The 19,099-nt window shown below is 65.2% G+C and carries 11 protein-coding genes and 1 pseudogene; 4 read left to right on the forward strand and 8 right to left on the reverse strand.

Annotated elements, in window-relative coordinates:
• Window positions 1-7 precede the first annotated feature (7 nt).
• From dnaJ to hrcA, 7 genes and pseudogenes are all read right to left on the reverse strand, one after another.
• Window positions 8-1,147: a molecular chaperone DnaJ gene (gene dnaJ, locus HV770_RS07515; protein ID WP_175158793.1), complete on the reverse strand. Its 1,140-nt coding sequence runs from the start codon at window positions 1,145-1,147 to the stop codon at window positions 8-10.
• Between the two features lie 268 nt (window positions 1,148-1,415).
• On the reverse strand, window positions 1,416-3,368 hold the full coding sequence (gene dnaK / locus HV770_RS07520; protein ID WP_175158794.1) for a molecular chaperone DnaK: 1,953 nt from the start codon (window positions 3,366-3,368) through the stop codon (window positions 1,416-1,418).
• Window positions 3,369-3,553: 185 nt separating this feature from the next.
• A pseudogene (locus HV770_RS38455) lies at window positions 3,554-3,857 on the reverse strand (thioredoxin family protein); the annotation flags it as partial.
• 88 nt (window positions 3,858-3,945) lie between these two features.
• The gene (gene grpE, locus HV770_RS07525; protein ID WP_175158795.1) at window positions 3,946-4,527 is read right to left on the reverse strand and encodes a nucleotide exchange factor GrpE; all 582 of its coding nucleotides are present in this window, start codon (window positions 4,525-4,527) and stop codon (window positions 3,946-3,948) included.
• Window positions 4,528-5,023: 496 nt separating this feature from the next.
• Complete coding sequence (locus tag HV770_RS07530) at window positions 5,024-5,431, reverse strand: RNA-binding S4 domain-containing protein (RefSeq protein WP_175158796.1); 408 nt, start codon at window positions 5,429-5,431, stop codon at window positions 5,024-5,026.
• Complete coding sequence (hemH, locus tag HV770_RS07535; RefSeq protein WP_175158797.1) at window positions 5,428-6,504, reverse strand: ferrochelatase; 1,077 nt, start codon at window positions 6,502-6,504, stop codon at window positions 5,428-5,430. The genes HV770_RS07530 and hemH overlap by 4 nt, the downstream gene beginning before the upstream one ends.
• Before the next feature lie 173 nt (window positions 6,505-6,677).
• The gene (gene hrcA / locus HV770_RS07540) at window positions 6,678-7,697 is read right to left on the reverse strand and encodes a heat-inducible transcriptional repressor HrcA (protein WP_120346113.1); all 1,020 of its coding nucleotides are present in this window, start codon (window positions 7,695-7,697) and stop codon (window positions 6,678-6,680) included.
• A gap of 341 nt (window positions 7,698-8,038) precedes the next feature.
• Here hrcA and HV770_RS07545 point away from each other — a divergent pair, with 341 nt between their 5' ends.
• Window positions 8,039-8,941 (forward strand): NAD kinase, encoded by a 903-nt coding sequence (locus HV770_RS07545; protein ID WP_175158798.1) that lies wholly within the window; start codon window positions 8,039-8,041, stop codon window positions 8,939-8,941.
• A gap of 81 nt (window positions 8,942-9,022) precedes the next feature.
• Window positions 9,023-10,693: a DNA repair protein RecN gene (gene recN, locus HV770_RS07550; RefSeq protein ID WP_175158799.1), complete on the forward strand. Its 1,671-nt coding sequence runs from the start codon at window positions 9,023-9,025 to the stop codon at window positions 10,691-10,693.
• A gap of 129 nt (window positions 10,694-10,822) precedes the next feature.
• Here recN and glnE read toward each other — a convergent pair whose 3' ends face one another.
• Window positions 10,823-13,660 (reverse strand): bifunctional [glutamate--ammonia ligase]-adenylyl-L-tyrosine phosphorylase/[glutamate--ammonia-ligase] adenylyltransferase, encoded by a 2,838-nt coding sequence (gene glnE / locus HV770_RS07555; RefSeq protein WP_484555939.1) that lies wholly within the window; start codon window positions 13,658-13,660, stop codon window positions 10,823-10,825.
• A gap of 144 nt (window positions 13,661-13,804) precedes the next feature.
• On the opposite strand from glnE, the gene HV770_RS07560 reads away from it, so the two are divergent.
• Together HV770_RS07560 and HV770_RS07565 are read left to right on the forward strand one after the other, a co-directional pair.
• Window positions 13,805-18,040: a YhdP family phospholipid transporter gene (locus HV770_RS07560; protein WP_175158801.1), complete on the forward strand. Its 4,236-nt coding sequence runs from the start codon at window positions 13,805-13,807 to the stop codon at window positions 18,038-18,040.
• A gap of 138 nt (window positions 18,041-18,178) precedes the next feature.
• Window positions 18,179-19,042, forward strand: a complete 864-nt coding sequence (locus tag HV770_RS07565) for a carbon-nitrogen hydrolase family protein (RefSeq protein WP_175158802.1) — start codon at window positions 18,179-18,181, stop codon at window positions 19,040-19,042.
• The last annotated feature ends 57 nt before the right edge of the window (window positions 19,043-19,099 follow it).

Raw genomic sequence — 19,099 nt, forward strand, 5'->3', positions numbered from 1 at the left:
ACTGCCATTAATCGAAGAAGCTCTTCACCCGATCGAACCAGCTCTTGCTTTGCGGGCTATGTCGCGCACCGCCTTCCACCAGCGCCTTTTCGAACTGTTGCAGCAAGTCGCGCTGGGTTTCGTTGAGCTTGACCGGTGTTTCGACTTGCACGTGTACGTACAGATCGCCCGCAATGCTCGAACGCAGCCCTTTGATGCCCTTACCACGCAAACGGAACGTCTTGCCCGATTGCGTGCCTTCCGGCACGGTGAAGCTGGCGCGTCCCGCGAGCGTCGGCACTTCGATTTCGCCGCCGAGCGCCGCCCTAGTGAACGGAATCGGCATCTGGCAATGAAGGTCATCACCATCGCGCTCGAACACCGAGTGCTGCTTGATGTGAATCTCGACGTACAGATCGCCCGACGGACCGCCGTTGATGCCCGGCTCGCCGTTACCGGCCGAGCGGATGCGCATGCCGTCGTCGATACCCGCCGGAATCTTCACTTCCAGCGTCTTGGTTTCCTTCACCTTGCCCGCGCCGTGGCAGTGGCCGCAAGGGTCGGGGATGTAGGTGCCGGTGCCATGGCACTTTGGGCAGGTCTGCTGAATGCTGAAAAAACCTTGCGACATCCGCACCGAACCCGAGCCGCTGCAGGTCGGGCAGGTTTCCGGCTTGGTGCCGGGCTTCGCGCCCGAGCCGTGACAGACTTCGCACGAGACCCAGCTCGGCACGCGAATCTGCGTGTCGTAACCGTGAGCGGCCTGCTCCAGCGTGATTTCCATGCTGTAGCGCAGATCGGCGCCGCGGTACACCTGCGGGCCGGCCCGACCGCCGCCACGCGCGGCGCCGCCAGCCGCCTGGCCGAAGATATCGCCGAAAATATCGCCGAACGCGTCGGCAAACCCGCCGAATCCTTGCGCACCGCCTGCGCCCATGTTCGGATCGACGCCCGCGTGGCCGTACTGATCGTACGCGGCACGCTTTTGCGAGTCCGACAGCATTTCGTAGGCTTCCTTCACCTCTTTGAAATGCTCTTCCGCATCCTTGTTGCCCGGATTACGGTCGGGGTGATGCTTCATCGCGAGCTTGCGATAAGCCTTCTTGATTTCGTCGTCGCTCGCGTTCTTTGCGACGCCCAGAACCTCGTAGTAATCCCGTTTCGCCATATCGGTTCAACGCCACTCGCGCAATGCAACGCTGTGGCTCCTCTTGAATGCTGGAGTCTCACGACTCGTCCGGCCGCTGTTTTCACCCGCTTCGACACGGCTCAAAACAACGCCCTCCATAAAACAAATGTGCCCGGGGAGCCCCAAAAGGCTCGCCAGGCGTGATAACCGCTCTTGCACGTGGGTCGTCCGCGCGGACGCAATTCCTTGTGCAGCCCGGCCGCGCACATTGCTGTGCGCGGCTTTACGGTCGAAATGCGACCTGGCTTTAGTCCTTCTTCACTTCCTTGAACTCGGCGTCGACCACATCGTCCTGCTGCTGGCTCGCGCCACCAGCCGATGCACCCGCACCTGCCGCGCCGGCTGCTGCGGCGTCCGCACCTTGCGCAGCCTGCATGTCGGCGTACATCTTTTCGCCCATCTTCTGCGAGGCGGTTGCCACCACTTCGATCTTGGCTTCGATCGCGGCCTTGTCGCTCGAACCGCTCTTCAGCGTTTCTTCGAGGTCCTTCAGCGCGGCTTCGATCTTTTCCTTCTCGCCCGCTTCCAGCTTGTCGCCGTATTCGGTGAGTGCCTTCTTCGTGCTATGGACCAGCGCGTCGCCCTGGTTGCGGGCATCGGCCAGCTCACGCAGCTTGTGATCTTCTTCCGCGTTCGCTTCGGCGTCCTTCACCATCTTCTCGATTTCGGCTTCGGACAGACCCGAGTTTGCCTTGATCGTAATGCGGTTTTCCTTACCGGTCGCCTTGTCCTTCGCGCCGACGTGCAGAATGCCGTTCGCGTCGATGTCGAAGCTCACTTCGATCTGCGGCGTGCCGCGCGGTGCCGGCGGAATGCCTTCGAGGTTGAACTCGCCGAGCAGCTTGTTGCCCGCTGCCATTTCGCGTTCGCCCTGGAACACCTTGATCGTCACGGCGCTCTGATTGTCGTCAGCCGTCGAGTAGACCTGAGCGTGCTTGGTCGGGATCGTGGTGTTCTTGTTGATCATCTTCGTCATCACGCCGCCGAGCGTTTCGATGCCGAGCGACAGCGGGGTCACGTCGAGCAGCAGAACGTCCTTGCGGTCGCCCGACAGAACCTGGCCTTGAATCGCGGCGCCCACGGCCACAGCTTCGTCCGGGTTCACGTCACGGCGCGGATCCTTGCCGAAGAACTCCTTGACCTTTTCCTGCACCTTCGGCATGCGGGTCATACCGCCGACCAGAATCACGTCGTCGATTTCGCCGACCTTCACGCCTGCGTCCTTGATCGCCACGCGGCACGGTTCGATCGTGCGTTCGATCAGCTCTTCAACCAGCGCTTCCAGCTTCGCACGCGTAATTTTCAGGTTCAAATGCTTCGGACCCGATGCGTCTGCGGTGATGTAAGGCAGGTTGATTTCGGTCTGCTGGCTTGACGACAGTTCGATCTTCGCCTTTTCAGCCGATTCCTTCAGACGTTGCAGCGCGAGCACGTCCTTCGACAGATCGACGCCTTGCTCTTTTTTGAACTCGCCGATGATGTAATCGATGATGCGCTGGTCGAAGTCTTCGCCGCCGAGGAACGTATCGCCGTTCGTGGACAGCACTTCGAACTGCATTTCACCGTCGACATCAGCGATTTCGATGATCGACACGTCGAACGTACCGCCGCCCAGGTCATACACCGCGATCTTGCGGTCTCCCTTTTCGGCCTTGTCCAGACCGAATGCCAGCGCGGCTGCGGTCGGTTCGTTGATGATCCGCTTCACTTCCAGACCGGCGATGCGGCCTGCGTCCTTGGTTGCCTGACGCTGGCTGTCGTTGAAGTACGCGGGAACCGTAATCACGGCTTCGGTGACCGGCTCGCCGAGGTAGTCTTCAGCGGTCTTCTTCATCTTGCGCAGCACTTCCGCGGAGATTTGCGGCGGCGCCAGCTTTTGATCGCGCACTTCGACCCATGCGTCGCCGTTGTCGGCCTTGATGATCTTGTACGGCATCAGGCCGATGTCCTTCTGCACTTCTTTTTCTTCGAAGCGGCGGCCGATCAGGCGCTTGACCGCGTACAGCGTGTTCTTCGGGTTGGTGACCGACTGACGCTTCGCGGGCGCGCCGACCAGAATCTCGCTGTCTTCCATGTAAGCGATGATCGACGGCGTGGTGCGCGCACCTTCCGAGTTCTCGATCACCTTGACCGAGTTGCCTTCCATGATCGCCACGCACGAGTTGGTCGTGCCGAGGTCGATGCCAATGATTTTGCCCATTTTTCTAATCTCCTAACTTTGATCGCTGCGGGAATCGCCCTGTTTGCCCATCCGGCTGTGGGGCGATCCGCTCTCAATTCATGCCTGCACTCAACATAAGTGCGTCCGCATCGTTTTCAAGACCTCTTTTACGATGCGGTCTTTATTTTTTTCAATCGGTCGAACTTTTGCCCGAATTCGTTCCATCAACATGCCGCACTGGCCGTGGGAACGGCGGGCCGGACCTTTCCCCGGGCCGCTGCGACCACTGCCTCGAATTGCCTCGCCCGTGCCGACCGGATGCCCGGCCCGGCCACTCGCCGCGGCAAAAGAAAAACCACGTGCGCACGCCACGAAGCATGAAACGCCTGCCCGGGTCGCGATGCTCGTGGACCTTGCTGTAAAACCATTTGAGGCCGACCGCGCGGATCGCGTCCGGCTGCGCCAGCATCGCCTTCTGGCAAGCTCGCAGTTGAAGCCGTCGAGAATCCGGAACAACGCCACGGGCAGTCATCTCCAGCCTCAGCGGTCGGCCGACCGAGATGCTCGCCATCGCGGCAGACACCAGATAGAAAGGCTTGCGAAGCCCCGTGCCGCTTTACTTCGGCGCCGCGACTGTCACGAGTGCGGGACGCAGCACGCGATCGGCAATCACGAAGCCTTTTTGCAGCACGGCGACGACGGTGTTCGGCTCCTGATCGGCCGGCACCATCGAAATGGCCTGATGGCGGTGCGGGTCGAACTTCTCGCCAACCGGATTCAAGGCGACGACGCGGCCCTTTTCCAATGCGCCGGTCAATTGGCGCAGCGTCAGCTCGACGCCCTCGCGCACCTTCTGCAGGTCGTCGGACGAGTGAGCAACGGCCGCTTCGAGGCTGTCGACCACCGGCAGCAGATGCTCCGCAAAACTTTCGATCGCAAACTTATGCGCCTTGGCGACGTCTTCCTGCGCACGACGGCGCACGTTCTCGGTTTCGGCCTTAGCGCGCAAAAAGCTCTCCTGCAACTCGGCGATCTTCGCCTGCGCTTCGGCCAGCGCAGCCTGCTCGGCGCTTGCCGGCGCATCCGCTGCGGCGTTCACAGCCGGATCCTGGGGCGCTGCGGCCTCGGCGGCCTGGCGCGCGGTTTCGTCGGCGGGCGTGGGGTTCTGGCTCGTCGGGTTCTCTTGCGTGTTTTCCATGTCGCTGAAAGTCGTTAAAAGGTAGAAATCAACGGTAGCGCGAGCTACGTAAAAATATCGCGATTATGCGTTGCAAAACCGCGACAGGCGGCTCGTCTCAGACCGCATATCAAAACGCCAGATGGGGTCGCAAGCCTCCCTTTCAAGCGCATTCGCGCGTTCTTTTCGCCCCATCGGCGAGCGGTGGCAATGTGCCGTTACAACCATTAATGCGACGCAATGAGATTGAGATTGAGTGCGACCAGCAAGTGGCCTATGCTCCAATAAAGCATCGGAAAAGACACGTTAACCCTAATCTGACGTTAAGCTTACCGAAATTTGCAATTCAACCTGATTCGCCCGTTTTAGTAATCGAATCATCCTTGGGGGAGTACCGTGAAACTGACCTTGGCAATCGGGGTGGTCGCACTGGTACTGGTTGCGGGCACCACGACCATCTGCATGTCCGGAGCGGTCAATGACCATACGACCGAGTATGGCGGCGTGCATCAACTGTTCAATTCCCACCTGAAAATTTGTCGATAATGCGCCGGTCGCGCTTGGTCGGGCGGCCGTGCATTTCAGCGGCGGGTTCGCGGTAGGTCCTGCGCCGCTCCTGCTCGACCTGCCGCTTGACCTTGCTTTGCGCGGTCTCGGCATAGAGCGTCTGCGCGACGCTCGCGGGGCCACGCACGTCGCAGACGCCCAGCACTTCCACCTGCCACACGACCCGTTCGATCTCGATCTCGACCAGGTCGCCCACCCGGACGTCCTTGGCCGGCTTGACGCTGGCCCCGCCGATGCGCACATGGCCTTTGTCGACCGCGTCGGCCGCGAGCGAGCGCGTCTTGAAGAAGCGCGCGGCCCACAGCCACTTGTCGATGCGCAGCTTCGCGCCCGCTTCAGTGGAAATCCTGTAGTTCATGAACCTGCCCCTGTGGGGTGCGGCACCGGCACCGCCTGCACCGGCCAGCCCTGGAGATTTTGCGCGACGATCTCGCCGAGCGCCGCAATCCACGGTTGCGACGCGTTCACGCAGGCGATGCGGTGAAACTCCTTGCCGCCCGCATGCAGGAACACGTCCCGCACTTCCATGCCGATTTCCTCGATCGTTTCAAGGCAGTCGGCGGTAAAGCCAGGGCAGAACACGTCGGCGCGGCGCACACCCGCCGCGCCCAGCTCCTCAAGCGTAGGCGCCGTGTACGGCTGCAGCCATTCGGCCTTGCCGAAGCGCGACTGGAAGGTGACGCGGCATTCCACCGGCGTCAGCCCGAGCGCTTGAGTCAACAGCGCCGCGGTCTGCTGGCATTGCTCGTGGTACGGATCGCCCAGGTCCAGCGTGCGCTTGGGCACACCGTGAAAGCTCAGCACCAGCTTGTCGCCCGCCGCGAAGTCCGGCCGGCCGTGCTGATGCCAATAGTGATGCACCTGGGCGGCCAGCGCGGCAATGTAGGCGGGATGATCCGCGTATTGGCGCACCGTGCGGATTTCCGGCTGATTGCGCATCCGCTTGAGGGCCGAGAAAGCGTCGTCGAACGCCGTGGCCGTGGTCGACGACGAGTATTGCGGATACATGGGCACGAGCAGCACGCGCTCGGCGCCGGCCAGCTTCAACTGGTTCAGCATGGCCGGAATGCCCGGCGTGCCGTAGCGCATCGCGTAGTCGACCAGCACCGTGTAGTCATTCAATTGCAGCAAATGGCGCAAGCCCTCGACCTGCTTTTCCGTGTAGACGCGCAACGGCGAGCCTTCGGGCATCCACACCGCCGCGTACTTCCTAGCGGAACTGCGTCCGCGAAACGGCAAAATCAGCACACGCAAAATGATCTGCCACAGCAGCGCCGGAATTTCGACCACCCGTGGATCGGACAGGAATTGCGCGAGATAGCGGCGCACCGCGCGCGGCGTCGGCGCGTCGGGTGTGCCGAGATTGATCAGCAGCACGGCGACACGATGTGAGGTGGCGTTCTGTGAAGGCCGCTCGAGGTCGAAGCGCATAGGCAGCGGAAGTCACCGCTTTACGCGGAGAGTCGATTCAGTGGAGATTCATTATAGCGGCGCGGTCCCTGGCCCGGTTCGCCGGACGCCCCTGGCCGTTCGGCCGATAGGCAAGCCGCGCGCGCTCATGCATCATTGCCAGCACGGCTCGCCGCAGCGGGATGGGCAGGCGGTTATTGCTGACTCAGCGTGAGCGAAAGCAGACGCGCGGTGATGTCGACAATTGGAATCACACGGTTGTAGGCCATGCGGGTCGGCCCGATTACGCCGAGCGTGCCGACGATCTTGCCGTTCACCTCGTAGGGCGCGGTGACGACGCTCATCTCTTCGATCGGCACCAGGTTCGACTCGCCGCCGATAAAAATCTGCACCCCGGCCGCGTGACTCGACACGTCGAGCAATTGAAGGAGACTGGTCTTTTGGTCGAACACATCGAACAGCTTGCGCAGACGCGCCATGTCCGACGAGAGGTCGGCGACTTCGAGCAGATTGCGCTCGCCGGAAATCAGCACCGTCTCGCCGGTGTCGGATTCGTCCGTGCTCGCCGTGACCGCCGCGTGCATGAGCGTGGTCATGTCGCCACGCAGTTCGTCGATTTCCTCGCGCAGGCGGCGGCGCACGTCGTCGAACGAGAGGCCCGCGAAGTGCGCGTTGATGTAATTGGAGGCTTCAACCAGCTGCGACGGCGAGAAATCGCGCTGGGTCGCCATGATGCGATTCTGCACGTCGCCTTCGGGCGTCACGATGATGAGCAGGATGCGTTTGTCCGACAAACGCATGAACTCGATCTGCTTGAACACGTGGCTGCGCCGCGGCGTGAGCACCACCCCGGCGAACTGCGACAGATTGGACAGCACGCTGGCCGCCGCCGCGACGATCTTTTGCGGCTCGCCCGCCTGCAGCGTAGTCTTGACGGTACGCATCACCGCCTCTTCGTCCGCGGCGGACTCCACTGTGAGCATCGTGTCGACGAACAGACGGTAGCCACGCGGCGTGGGAATGCGGCCCGCGGAAGTATGCGGACTGATCACGAGCCCCAGGTCCTCGAGATCGGACATCACGTTGCGGATCGTTGCCGGGCTCAGTTCGAGGCCCGAGTATCGTGACAGCGTGCGCGAGCCGACCGGCTGACCTTCGGCGATGTAGCGCTCGATCAGCGTTTTGAGGAGGGTTTGTGCGCGAGGATCTAGCATGAGGAAAAATTTTAGCTTAATGCCGCGACTACCGCGAGCGCTAACGGCGCCTGCCCGCGACGAATACGCCGCTGCTTGCCGGGGCGGCGTCCCGCCGGCCCTCTGGCGCGACACTGCGCAGCGCGCCGAGCCCCTCTTGCGCCGGAATTCGCAAGCTCCTTACGGCCAGCGTCGGCGCGGCCTGATCGGCGGCGCCCCCTCACACTTTAATCGGCGCGCATGTCATCAAGGCTTCACCATTCTAACGATAATCGCGGCATGCGCCGGCGCCCCGCCATGCCGGCCCGCCACCGGGTCTGTCTGCGGTTCTTTTCAGGCCCCACCTATGGTGTAATGCCGGCATGCAAGTGACCAGCCAGTTCAAGACCGTCGCGCTCGTCGGGCGCAACAATACGCCAGGTATCGGCGAGCCGCTGACCGCGCTCGCCTCGTGCATCGCGAAACGCGGCTTCGAAGTCGTGTTCGAGGCGGACACCGCCGCGGAAATCGGCATCACCGACTATCCGGCGCTGCGTCCCGCCGAGATCGGCGCGCGTGCCGACGTCGCCGTGGTGCTGGGCGGCGACGGCACGATGCTCGGCATCGGCCGTCAGCTTGCGCCGTACCGCACGCCGCTCATCGGCATCAACCATGGGCGGCTCGGTTTCATTACAGACATCCCGATCTCCGACATGCGCGAGATCGTGCCGCAAATGCTGTCCGGCAATTTCGAGCGCGAAGAACGCCTGCTGCTCGAAGCGCGCATCATGCGCGACGGCAATCCGATCTACCACGCGCTGGCCTTCAACGACGTGGTGGTCAACCGCAGCGGCTTTTCAGGGATGGCGGAGCTGCACGTCTCGGTGGACGGGCGCTTCATGTACAACCAGCGTTCGGACGGCCTGATCGTCGCCACGCCGACCGGCTCGACCGCTTATGCGCTGTCGTCGCAGGGGCCGATCCTGCATCCGCAATTGCAGGGCATCGTGCTCGTGCCGATCGCGCCGCACGCGCTGTCGAACCGGCCGATCGTGCTGCCGGACGACTCGAAGGTGAGCATCCAGATCGTCTCCGGGCGCGAAGTGAACGTCAATTTCGACATGCAGTCGTTCACCTCGCTCGAATTGAGCGACACGATCGAGGTGCGCCGCTCACGTCATACGGTGCCGATGCTGCATCCGGTCGGCTATAGCCACTACGCCACGTTGCGCAAGAAGCTGCATTGGAACGAATACCCGTCGCACGAAGAAGATCCCAAGCCCTGAGCGGCGTAGTCACGCTGGAACGCCAAGGCCCAAGCTACCGCCGCTGCCGAAACTGAATTTCAAGCTCATCAGACGACCTCCATGCTTCGCCACCTCTCGATACGCGACTTCGTCATCGTCGCCGCGCTCGACCTCGAATTCGACAGCGGCTTTACTGTTTTCTCGGGCGAAACCGGCGCCGGCAAGTCGATCCTGATCGACGCGCTGGCGCTCGCACTCGGCGCGCGCGCCGACGCGAGCGTCGTACGCACCGGCGAGAGCCGCGCCGACATCACCGCAGAGTTCGAGACCCATGCGCAGGTCGAGCAATGGCTCGACGAGCAGGCACTCGGCGCGGCCGCCGACAGCGACGAGCATGGCGGCACCGTGATGCTGCGGCGCGTGGTGGACGGCAACGGCCGCTCGCGCGCGTTCGTCAACGGCACGGCGGCGACACTCGCGCAGTTGCGCGAGGTGGGCGAGATGCTGGTGGACATTCACGGCCAGCACGCGCACCAGTTGCTGATGCGCCCCGACGCGCAACGCGAACTGTTCGATACCCACGCGGGTCTGTCCGACATCGCCGCCGCCGTCACGCGCGCGTGGCGCACGTGGCGCGAGAGGGTTCAGGCGGTCGAGCACGCGCGGACCCGCGACCGCGAGTTGCAGCTGGAGCGCGAGCGCCTCGCTTGGCAGCTCACCGAACTGGACAAGCTCGCGCCGCAACCGGGCGAATGGGAAGAGGTCAACGCCGAGCACCATCGTTTGTCGCACTCGGCCAATCTGATCGACGGCGTGCAAGGCGCGCTAGGCGCGCTGTCCGAGTCCGACGAGGCGATGATCACCCACCTTGCGTCGATCGTGTCGAAGGTGCGCAACCTGGCCGAGATCGATCCTGCGCTGAACGACGTCCTCGCCGCGCTCGAACCCGCCGAAATCCAGTTGCAGGAGGCGGCGTACTCGCTGAGTCATTACGCGCAAAAGCTCGAACTCGATCCTGAGCGCCTCGCCCAAGTCGAAAAGCGCCTCGACGCGCTACATTCGGCCGCGCGCAAATTCCGCCTGCAGCCGGAAACGCTCCCCGACGAACATCAGGCGCGGCGCGCGCAACTGGACGCGCTCGACGCCGCCGCCGACCTTGACAGCCTGCACGCCGCAGAGGCGAAGGCCAAGGAAGCGTACCTGGCCGAGGCGAAGAAACTCTCGAAGGCGCGTGCGAAAGCCGGCACCGCATTGGGCGCGGCGGTCACCACCGGCATGCAGGAACTGTCGATGAAAGGCGGCAGCTTCGAAGTCGCGCTGGTGCCGCTACCCGAAGGCGGCGCGCATGGTTTGGAGCAGGTCGAGTTCCGCGTCGCGGGTCACGCCGGCGTGCCGCCGCGGCCGCTCGCCAAGGTCGCCTCGGGCGGCGAACTGGCGCGTATCAGCCTCGCGCTCGCGGTCATCGCCAGCGCGGCCAGCCCGACACCCACGCTGATCTTCGACGAAGTGGATACGGGCATCGGCGGCGGCGTCGCCGAAGTGGTCGGGCGGTTGTTGCATCAGCTCGGGCAAGCACGCCAGGTGCTGTGCGTGACCCACTTGCCGCAAGTCGCCGCGCGCGGCGACCACCATTTCCAGGTGGCGAAAGCCGGCAACGGTCAAGGCGGCACGGTGAGCAGCGTAATCTCACTCGACAGGGCGAGCCGCGTCGAGGAAGTCGCGCGGATGCTCGGCGGCCTGGAAATCACCGCGACCACGCGCAAGCACGCGAAGGAAATGCTGGCCGCCTGAAACGACGCAGCCGGAAGGGCGCTCGCCCTGGCGCTTGCCCCGGCCGTCGCCCCATACTTCTGCACGTCGTGAGCCAGGCGGGGGATCGATTACGCCCGCCGCCCCGTTCTCACGTCGCGCGGCACAGCCTCACCCGAACACCCGCTTCCACAACGCCAGCACCGCTTCCCGCTCGGTGCCGACCAGCGCCGGATCGACGCGCGCCTTCTCCATCCCGTCGAGCCGCAGCTTGTGCTGCAACTTGCGATACGTGCGATACGCCGCGCCGACCGTCTCGGCTTCTTCCTCGCTCATCAGGCCGAAGCGCGACACTTCGCGCAGCAACGCGATGTTGCCGGTATTGCGGATCAGCTCGGGATCGCGGGCCGCGTGCAGCAGCACCCAGTACTGCACGGTGAATTCGATATCGACCATCCCGCCACGGTCGTGCTTCAGATCGAACAGCGCCGGCGTGTGGTTCGGATGCCCCGCCCCGACGCGCTCGCGCATCTCGACGATCTCCTTCGCGAGCGGCGCCGCGTCGCGCGGCGTGGTCAACACCTGTTCGCGGATCGCCTCGAACTTCGCGCCGATCTCGGCATCGCCCGCGCAGTAGCGCGCGCGGGTCAGCGCCTGGTGCTCCCAGACCCATGCGGTGTTGGCCGCGTCGCCTTCGCGCAACTGGTAGCGGCGGAACGCGTCCAGGTCGGTGACGAGCAGACCCGATTCGCCGTTCGGCCGCAAGCGCAGGTCGACATCGAACAACGTGCCGGCGCCGGTCGCGGTGGTCAGCCAGGTGATCAGGCGGCGGGTGTAGGTGGCGTAGACGTCGGCCGCGGCGTCGTCGGCATCGTCGTACAGGAAGATCACGTCGAGGTCGGACGCGTAGCCCAGCTCCTTGCCGCCCAACTTGCCGTAGGCGATCACCGCAAAGCGCGGCACCTCGCGGTGACGCTTCGACAACTGGTTCCAGACCGCTTCGAGCGTGACGTCGAGCACGGCGTCGGCGAGCTCCGACAGCCGGTCGCTCACGTGCTCGACGCTCAGCTTGCCGGCGAGATCAATCAGCAGAATGCGGAACACCTCGGCCTGGTGCGCGTGGCGCAGCAGATCCATCTGCTGCTCCACGCCGTCGGCGGCGGCCAGCCGCAAGCGCAGCGTGCGCTTGAACTCGGGCCAGTCGAACGGGCTATTGATCGCTTCGTCGTCCAGCAGTTCGTCGAGCAGCTGCGGGTGGCGAATCAGATAACCGGCCGCCCAGCGCGAGCCGCCCAGCACCGACAGTACCTGATGCAGCGCCTGCGGATACTCGGTCAACAGCGCGAGGTAGGCGCCGCGCCGGCTCACCGCTTCGAGCAGATCGAACAGGCGCGCGACCGTGTCGCCGCGCCGCTCGGGCGGCTCGAGCGTACGCGCGGCTTCCAGCGCTCGCTGCGCGACGATGTCGAAACGTTGCCGGCTACGCTCGGCGAGCCCCGTGTAACGCGATGACTGCCACACCGCGCGCAAGCGCGCGAGCAGATCGCCCGGCTCGGCCACACCGAGTTCGATGAGACGCGCGCGCAATGCTTCATCGGCGCTGTCGTCAGCGAGCGCGCTACTCCACACCCATGCGGCGGCGCCGTCTTCAGGCGCGCCGCAGCCGTCGCGGCCGCTCACCTTGTCGGCGAAAATCTGGTCGAACTGCTGCTCGACGAATTCGCGATGCGCATCGAGCTTCGCCATCAGTGCCGCGTAGTCGTCGCAAGCCATCGTGTGCGACAGCGCGGCGCGCTCTTCCGGGTCGACCGGCATCGCGTGGGTTTGCGCATCGTTGCGGTATTGCAGACGGTGCTCGAGTTCGCGCAGGAACAGGTAGGCGACCGACAGCTTCTCGCACACCGACGTATCCAGCAGCCCATGCGCGGCCGCGTGCCGCAACACGGCGAGCGTCGGCCGCACGCGAAAGCCCGCGTCCTGGCCGCCGCGAATCAGCTGGAACACCTGCGCGCTGAATTCGATTTCGCGGATGCCGCCGCGCCCGAGCTTGATGTCGTCGGCCTTGTCGGGCCGCATCGACGCGCGGCGCTGCGCCTCCTGGCGAATCTGCAGATGCAGCGCGCGAATCGCGCTGATCACGCCGAAGTCGAGATAGCGGCGGTAGACGAACGGCGTGACGATCGCGTCGAGCTGCTTCTGCAACCGCTGCGCGGCGTCGCTCGCGCCTTCCGACACGAGGCGCCCCTTGATCCACGCATAGCGCTCCCACTCGCGGCCCTGCACGTAGAAATACTCTTCGAGCATGCCGATGCTGCACACGAGCGGCCCGGAGTCGCCGTTCGGCCGCAGGCGCATGTCGACCCTAAACACGTAGCCGTCGGCGGTCACTTCGGCGAGCGCGCCGATCAAACGCTTGCCGAGGCGGGTGAAGAAGTCCTGCGTCGCGATCGGCGAACGCTGGCCGCCCGCCGTCTCGCCGTCCTCTTCATAGACGAAGATCAGGTCGATGTCCGACGACACGTTCAGCTCGCGTCCACCCAGCTTGCCCATGCCGACCACCCCGAGCGTGAGCCGCTCGCCCTGCGGGCCGCGTGGTTCGCCGTAGAGCGTTTCCAGCTCGGCGGACAGCACCGCGAGCGCACGCTGGATCGTCGTCTCCGCCAGATCGGTCATCGCGCCGGTCACTTCCGCGATGTCCGCCTTACCTGCCAGATCGCGCTCCATCACCGCGCAAAACACCTCGGTACGCAGTTGGCGCAAGGCCCGTTTGAGTGCATCCTCGTTAAGTGGCACGCTGGCTGCGCCGGCCGCTTCGGCGCACAACGCGTCAAAACGCGCGTCGATGCGCTCGCGGGTCAGCGGCGCGCCCGCCAGCGCCGCCACGTGCGCGACGAGTGACGGACGGGCTGCCGTGGCGCGCGCGGCGTAGTGCGAATAGCTGGAACTCAGGAGTGTGGCGTCAGTCATCAAAGGTCTGGCTCGCTCGTTGCTTGGATAGCGTGGTTCGATCTGCTGTAACACCTCGTCCGGCGCACCGATGCAGGCCGTGAGGCGGCGCGCAGACAGGGTTTGCCGGAAGTCCGCCGACCCTTTGCCGTGTGTTACATTTCGTCGTTAATCCGCAAAACTACCATATCGCCCACCCGCAGCCGCATGTCCGAGCGAAACGAATCCGCCGAGCACCACGAACCCGGGCAGGTCGGACCTGTGAGCGGACACGACCACATCGTGCTGCGTCGGACTTTGCGCGTCGTCCTCGTCATCGCGCTGGTCCTCTACTTCATCGCCACGACGCTGTTTCTCGGCTTGCGCTACGTCGTGCTGCCGCGCATCGACTCGTTCCGCCCGCGCATCGAAGCGGTCGTTTCCGAGAAGCTGCGCACGCAGTTCACCATCGGCAAGCTGGCGCCGCATTGGAGCGGTTTTCAGCCGGGCGTCGACGTGACCAACGTCGTGATCCGCGATCACGAAGGCAAACCCGCGCTGACGATTCCGCACGCCACCGCCACGCTGTCGTGGCGATCGCTCTGGCAGTTTCATCCGGTGCTCTCCAGCTTGATCGTCGATCAACCCGACGTCCTGGTCTCGCGCAACGCCGACGGCGTGCTGTCGGTCGCGGGCGTACCGGTGCCGACCGCGCATAGCGGCAACGACACGCTCTCCACCTGGCTGCTGCGCCAGCAGGCAATCGTGCTGCGCGGCGGCGTGCTGCGCTGGCGCGATGCGCAACACACGGCGCCGGAACTCGCGCTGCGCGACATCCGCATCGCGATCCTGAACGACGGCTACGACCACCGGCTCGCGCTGCAGGCGCCCGCCGAAGGCCAGGTGCTGCACGGCCCGATCGACTTCCGCACGCATTTCAGGCACGCGCCGCTCAGCGCGATCGGCAAGCCGATCAACTGGACCGGGCAGGTGTACATGTCGACGGGCCCGGTCGATCTGCCGACACTTGCGCGCTACATCGACTTCCCGATCGAGACGTTTGCCGGCCGCATCGACAACGCGATCTGGGGCGACTTCGCCGAGGGCCGCATGAAGACGGCGAGCGGCAAGCTGAGCGGCGCCGACGTCGCGCTGCGGGTGCGTCCAACGCAGCCCAAGCTGCTGCTGCCGGTCGCGCATTTCTCGTGGCACCTCGATCTCGCCCAACAGGGCGACTACCGGCTGCAACTCACCGACCTGCGCGCCGAACTCGGCCAGCCACCGCTCGAGGACGGCACGCCGCTCACGCGCACGCTCCAGTTCGCGACGCTCGACGGCCGCTACCGGACGGCGTCGCAGCAGCATGGGCAACTCGTGAGCGTCGCCGGCGACCGCGTCGACCTGGGCATCCTCGCGGAATTCAGCCGCGCGCTGCCGCTGCCGCGGCGTCTGCTGAACAACCTGGTGCGCTTCAATCCGCGCGGTCTGATGGCCAACTACGTCATCGAGGTCGAGCGCGGCAAGCCGGAGTCGGGCGAAGTGGGCGGCGATCGTCATGCGACCGGCGCGGAGCCGATCGAGCGCTATCGCTTCAAGGGTGATCTGCAGGGCATCAGCGTGGCCGCCCAGGAACCGCCGCCGGGACTCACCGCGCGCAACCACCCGCGCGCGGGCATCCCCGGCATCGAAAATGTGTGGGGCAGCGTCGACGCCGACGAAAACCATGGCACCGCGCTTCTCGACACGTCCAATGTGGCCATCACGCTGCCGGGCGTGTTCGACGATCCGCGCCTGAAGCTCGACCGTCTGCATGGCCGCGCCGACTGGACCATCACGCCCAGGGCGCCGGGCGAGAACCGCCCGGGGTTCGCGGTGAAGGTGGCCAATTTATCGGTCTCGAACGCGGACGTCGCGGCCACCGCGAGCGCGAGCTACAGCAACCCCGGCCACGGCCGCGGCTCGCTCGATCTGAAGGCCGACTTCCAGCGCGCCCAAGTGCCGCGCATCACCCGCTATCTGCCGACCAGCATCAGCGAAAAGCTGCGCATCTATCTTGGCCACGGGCTGCAGGCGGGCATCTCGCAGGGCGCGACGATCGAAGTGCACGGCGACCTGACCAAATTCCCGTACTCGCGCGATCCCGACGCCGGCATCTTCCATATCGTCGCGCCGTTCAAGGGCGGCAAGTTCGATCCTTCGCCCTACCCGCCGCGCAATATGCGCAACGGCACGCCGAACGTGTGGCCGCCGCTCGACGGCATCGACGGCGTGTTCGAACTCAAGCAGAACGTGATGCGCTTCGACATCGCCCGCGGGCGGTACAGGCACGTCGCGCTGACCGGCGTCAACGGCAGGATCGACGACCTCGGCAACCGGGGGTCGAATCTTGTCATCCAGGGTAATGGGCGCGGGCCGCTCGCCGACATGCTCGACTACGTGAACGACAGCTCGCTCGGGATCATGGCCCGGCACCAGACGGAAAAGATTCGCGCCGAAGGACCCGCGTCACTCGCGCTCAAGCTGACGGTGCCGCGCACGCCGAAACCGCATATCGGCGTGGAAGGCGCGGTAGGCTTCCTGAACAACCGGCTGAGCGTGCCGCGCGTGCCGCCGCTGTCGCAACTGAACGGCCGGGTGCGTTTCACCGAACGTACGGCCCAGTTCGACCGGCTCTCCGGGCAGTTCCTCGGCGGCGACGTGCATGCCAACGGCGGGCTGCGGCAGAACGGCACGTACGCGCTGGCGCTCAACGGCCATATCGCCGTCGACGCGGCGCGCGGCCTCGATCTGCATGGTCCGGCCGCGCAGGTGCTGACGCGCCTGAGCGGCACGGCGCCCTACGCGCTGAACGTGCGCGGCGCCAAGGGCAGCTTGCCGGAAGTGACGGCGAACTCCGATCTGACCGGCCTCGCGCTCGACTTCCCGGCGCCGTTCGCCAAGCCGGCCGGCGTGCCGATGCCGCTGCACTTTGCCGTCAACCCGTCCGCCGCGCCGGGCGAAGCCGGTGTGGAACGCGCCGACCTGACCTTCGGCCCGATCGTCGCCGCATATTTGTTGCGCTATCAGCCCAAAGCGCTGCCGACGGTCGTGCGCGGCGCGATCGGCGTGAACAGGCCCGCCGATCTGCCATCCGAAGGCGTGGTCGCCGCCGTCGACCTCCCTGCGTTCGACGCCGACGCGTGGCGCACGCTCGTCACGCAGATGCGTACCCAGGGCGCGGCTTCGAACTCCCCGCCGGGGACCCCGCCCACTGCGCCCCCGGCGCCCGCGGCCGCCACGCCGCCGGCTACGCCGAATCCGGCCGTCACACAATTCCTGCCGAACCGCTTCGCGCTGCACATCGATACGCTGACGCTGCTCAAGCGCCACTGGGACGACGTGATCGTCGGCGCGTCGCATGCGGACGGCAAATGGCAGGCGAACATCGCGTCGAACCAGGTGTCCGGCCACGTGTCGTGGCTGCCGGGCGCCACTCGCGGATCGCCGGGCACGCTGCAGGCGCGCTTTGCGCGCGTCGTGATTCCATCGGTCGAGGACAAGGACCTGCTCGGCCCGGCGATGTCGGCGCCCGCGCAGAACATGCCGTCGATCGATCTGGTGGTCAACGAGCTGATCGTGCGCGAGCGCAATGTCGGCCGGCTCGAAGTCGACGCGCACAATTTCGAGGAAGACGGCGTGCCCGTCTGGCAGCTCGACAAGCTCGACATCACGAATCCCGCCGCCACGCTCAGCGCCACCGCGAACTGGCGCACCTCGACGGGACTGGGCGCCGCCGCCGACGAAAGCACGCCGCGCCGCACCGTGTTCGATTTCAAGCTCGACATCAAGGACGCCGGCGCACTGATCGAACGCTTCGGCCTGCCGCGCACGATCAAGGGCGGCACGGGCTCGCTGTCGGGCAAGCTGGCATGGCTCGGCGCGCCGGCCGTGATCGACTTTTCGACGCTCAACGGCAATCTGGCGGCGGACTTGCACCATGGCCAGATCCTCAAGATCGACCCGGGCGTCGCCACGCTGCTGGGCGTGCTCAGCCTGCAAAGCCTCGCGCGTATCGCCACGCTGGATTTCCGCGACGTGATCGGCGAAGGGCTGCCGTTTTCCAGCGTCACCGCCACCGCGCAGATTCACAACGGCATCGGCCGCACGGACAACTTCACGATGGTGACCGCGCCCGCGCGCGTCGACATGACGGGCACGGTCGATCTCGCGCAGAAGTCCCAGGACATGCATCTCCACGTCACGCCGACCGTGAGCGTGGGCGCCGGAGTGATCGCCGCGGCGGTCATCAATCCGTTCTTCGGGCTGGGCGCGCTGCTGGCTGATCTCGCACTCACCCACTCCGTCTCGCACGTATTCGCGCGCGAATACGCGATCACCGGTTCGTGGTCGAAACCGCACGTCGAGCGGGTGACGGGCGATCGCGGTAATATGGACGTTCCGGCTTCGACCGTTGAAGCGCACTGAGTCTTATCCGGCCTCCGGATTGCTTTTTTTGGCCGGCCAAGCGCCCAGTGCCGCGACGGCGGCCCCAGCCCGCCCTGAACGACGTAAGCGGCGCAGCGGCTCGCGCCGCCGCCTTGCCGGGAGTTTTCCAAAACGCTCATGAGCGAAACACACGTCCTTCCCCCCTCGTCCACCGCGGCGTCCAGCGGTTCCCCGCCAAGCACCTTCCGGATCGCCGCGCTGCAGATGGTGAGCACGCCGGATCGCGAACGCAATCTGGCCGAAGCGCAGCGCCTGATCGCCGAAGCCGCCGCCGACGGCGCGCAACTCGTGCTGCTGCCCGAATACTTCTGCTTCATGGGCTTCAAGGACACCGACAAGCTGGCGGTACGCGAGCCCTACAAGGACGGCCCGATCCAGCGTTTCCTCGCCGATGCCGCCCGCCGCCACCAGATCTGGCTGATCGGCGGTACGCTGCCCATCACCGCGCCGGAAGCATCGCGCGTACTGAACACCACGCTGGTGTTCGACCCGCAAGGCAACGAAGCCGCGCGCTACGACAAGATTCATCTGTTCAACTTCGAGAAGGGCGAAGAATCGTTCGACGAGGCGCGCACCATCTGCCCCGGCGGCGAGGTCCGCAGCTTCGAGGCGCCGTTCGGCCGCGTGGGCCTATCGGTCTGCTACGATCTGCGCTTTCCGGAGCTGTACCGGCGCATGGGCGATTGCGCGCTGATCGTGGTGCCATCCGCCTTTACCTACACCACCGGGCGCGCACATTGGGAAACGCTGCTGCGCGCCCGGGCGGTCGAAAACCAGTGTTACGTGCTGGCCGCGGCGCAAGGCGGCAAACATGAGAACGGCCGCCGCACCTGGGGCCACAGCATGCTGATCGACCCATGGGGCGACATCATCGCGGTGCGCGACGAAGGCGCCGGCGTGGTCGCCGGCAATCTCGAGCGTGCGCGCATCGAAGAAGTGCGGCAGAGCTTGCCCGCCTGGCGTCATCGTGTGCTCAGTTGAAACGACATTGAAACTGCGGCGCCCATCACTCATATGGTGGCTCCGGCGCTAACCGAC

Source organism: Paraburkholderia fynbosensis (assembly GCF_902859935.1).
Taxonomy (GTDB): Bacteria; Pseudomonadota; Gammaproteobacteria; order Burkholderiales; family Burkholderiaceae; genus Paraburkholderia; species Paraburkholderia fynbosensis.

Excerpts from the sequence above, each read along its gene's own strand:
- dnaJ (WP_175158793.1), bottom strand. The coding sequence starts at position 1,147 with ATGGCGAAACGGGATTACTACGAGGTTCTGGGCGTCGCAAAGAACGCG.
- dnaK (WP_175158794.1), bottom strand. The coding sequence starts at position 3,368 with ATGGGCAAAATCATTGGCATCGACCTCGGCACGACCAACTCGTGCGTG.
- grpE (WP_175158795.1), bottom strand. The coding sequence starts at position 4,527 with ATGGAAAACACGCAAGAGAACCCGACGAGCCAGAACCCCACGCCCGCC.
- HV770_RS07530 (WP_175158796.1), bottom strand. The coding sequence starts at position 5,431 with ATGAACTACAGGATTTCCACTGAAGCGGGCGCGAAGCTGCGCATCGAC.
- hemH (WP_175158797.1), bottom strand. The coding sequence starts at position 6,504 with ATGCGCTTCGACCTCGAGCGGCCTTCACAGAACGCCACCTCACATCGT.
- hrcA (WP_120346113.1), bottom strand. The coding sequence starts at position 7,697 with ATGCTAGATCCTCGCGCACAAACCCTCCTCAAAACGCTGATCGAGCGC.
- HV770_RS07545 (WP_175158798.1), top strand. The coding sequence starts at position 8,039 with ATGCAAGTGACCAGCCAGTTCAAGACCGTCGCGCTCGTCGGGCGCAAC.
- recN (WP_175158799.1), top strand. The coding sequence starts at position 9,023 with ATGCTTCGCCACCTCTCGATACGCGACTTCGTCATCGTCGCCGCGCTC.
- HV770_RS07560 (WP_175158801.1), top strand. The coding sequence starts at position 13,805 with ATGTCCGAGCGAAACGAATCCGCCGAGCACCACGAACCCGGGCAGGTC.
- HV770_RS07565 (WP_175158802.1), top strand. The coding sequence starts at position 18,179 with ATGAGCGAAACACACGTCCTTCCCCCCTCGTCCACCGCGGCGTCCAGC.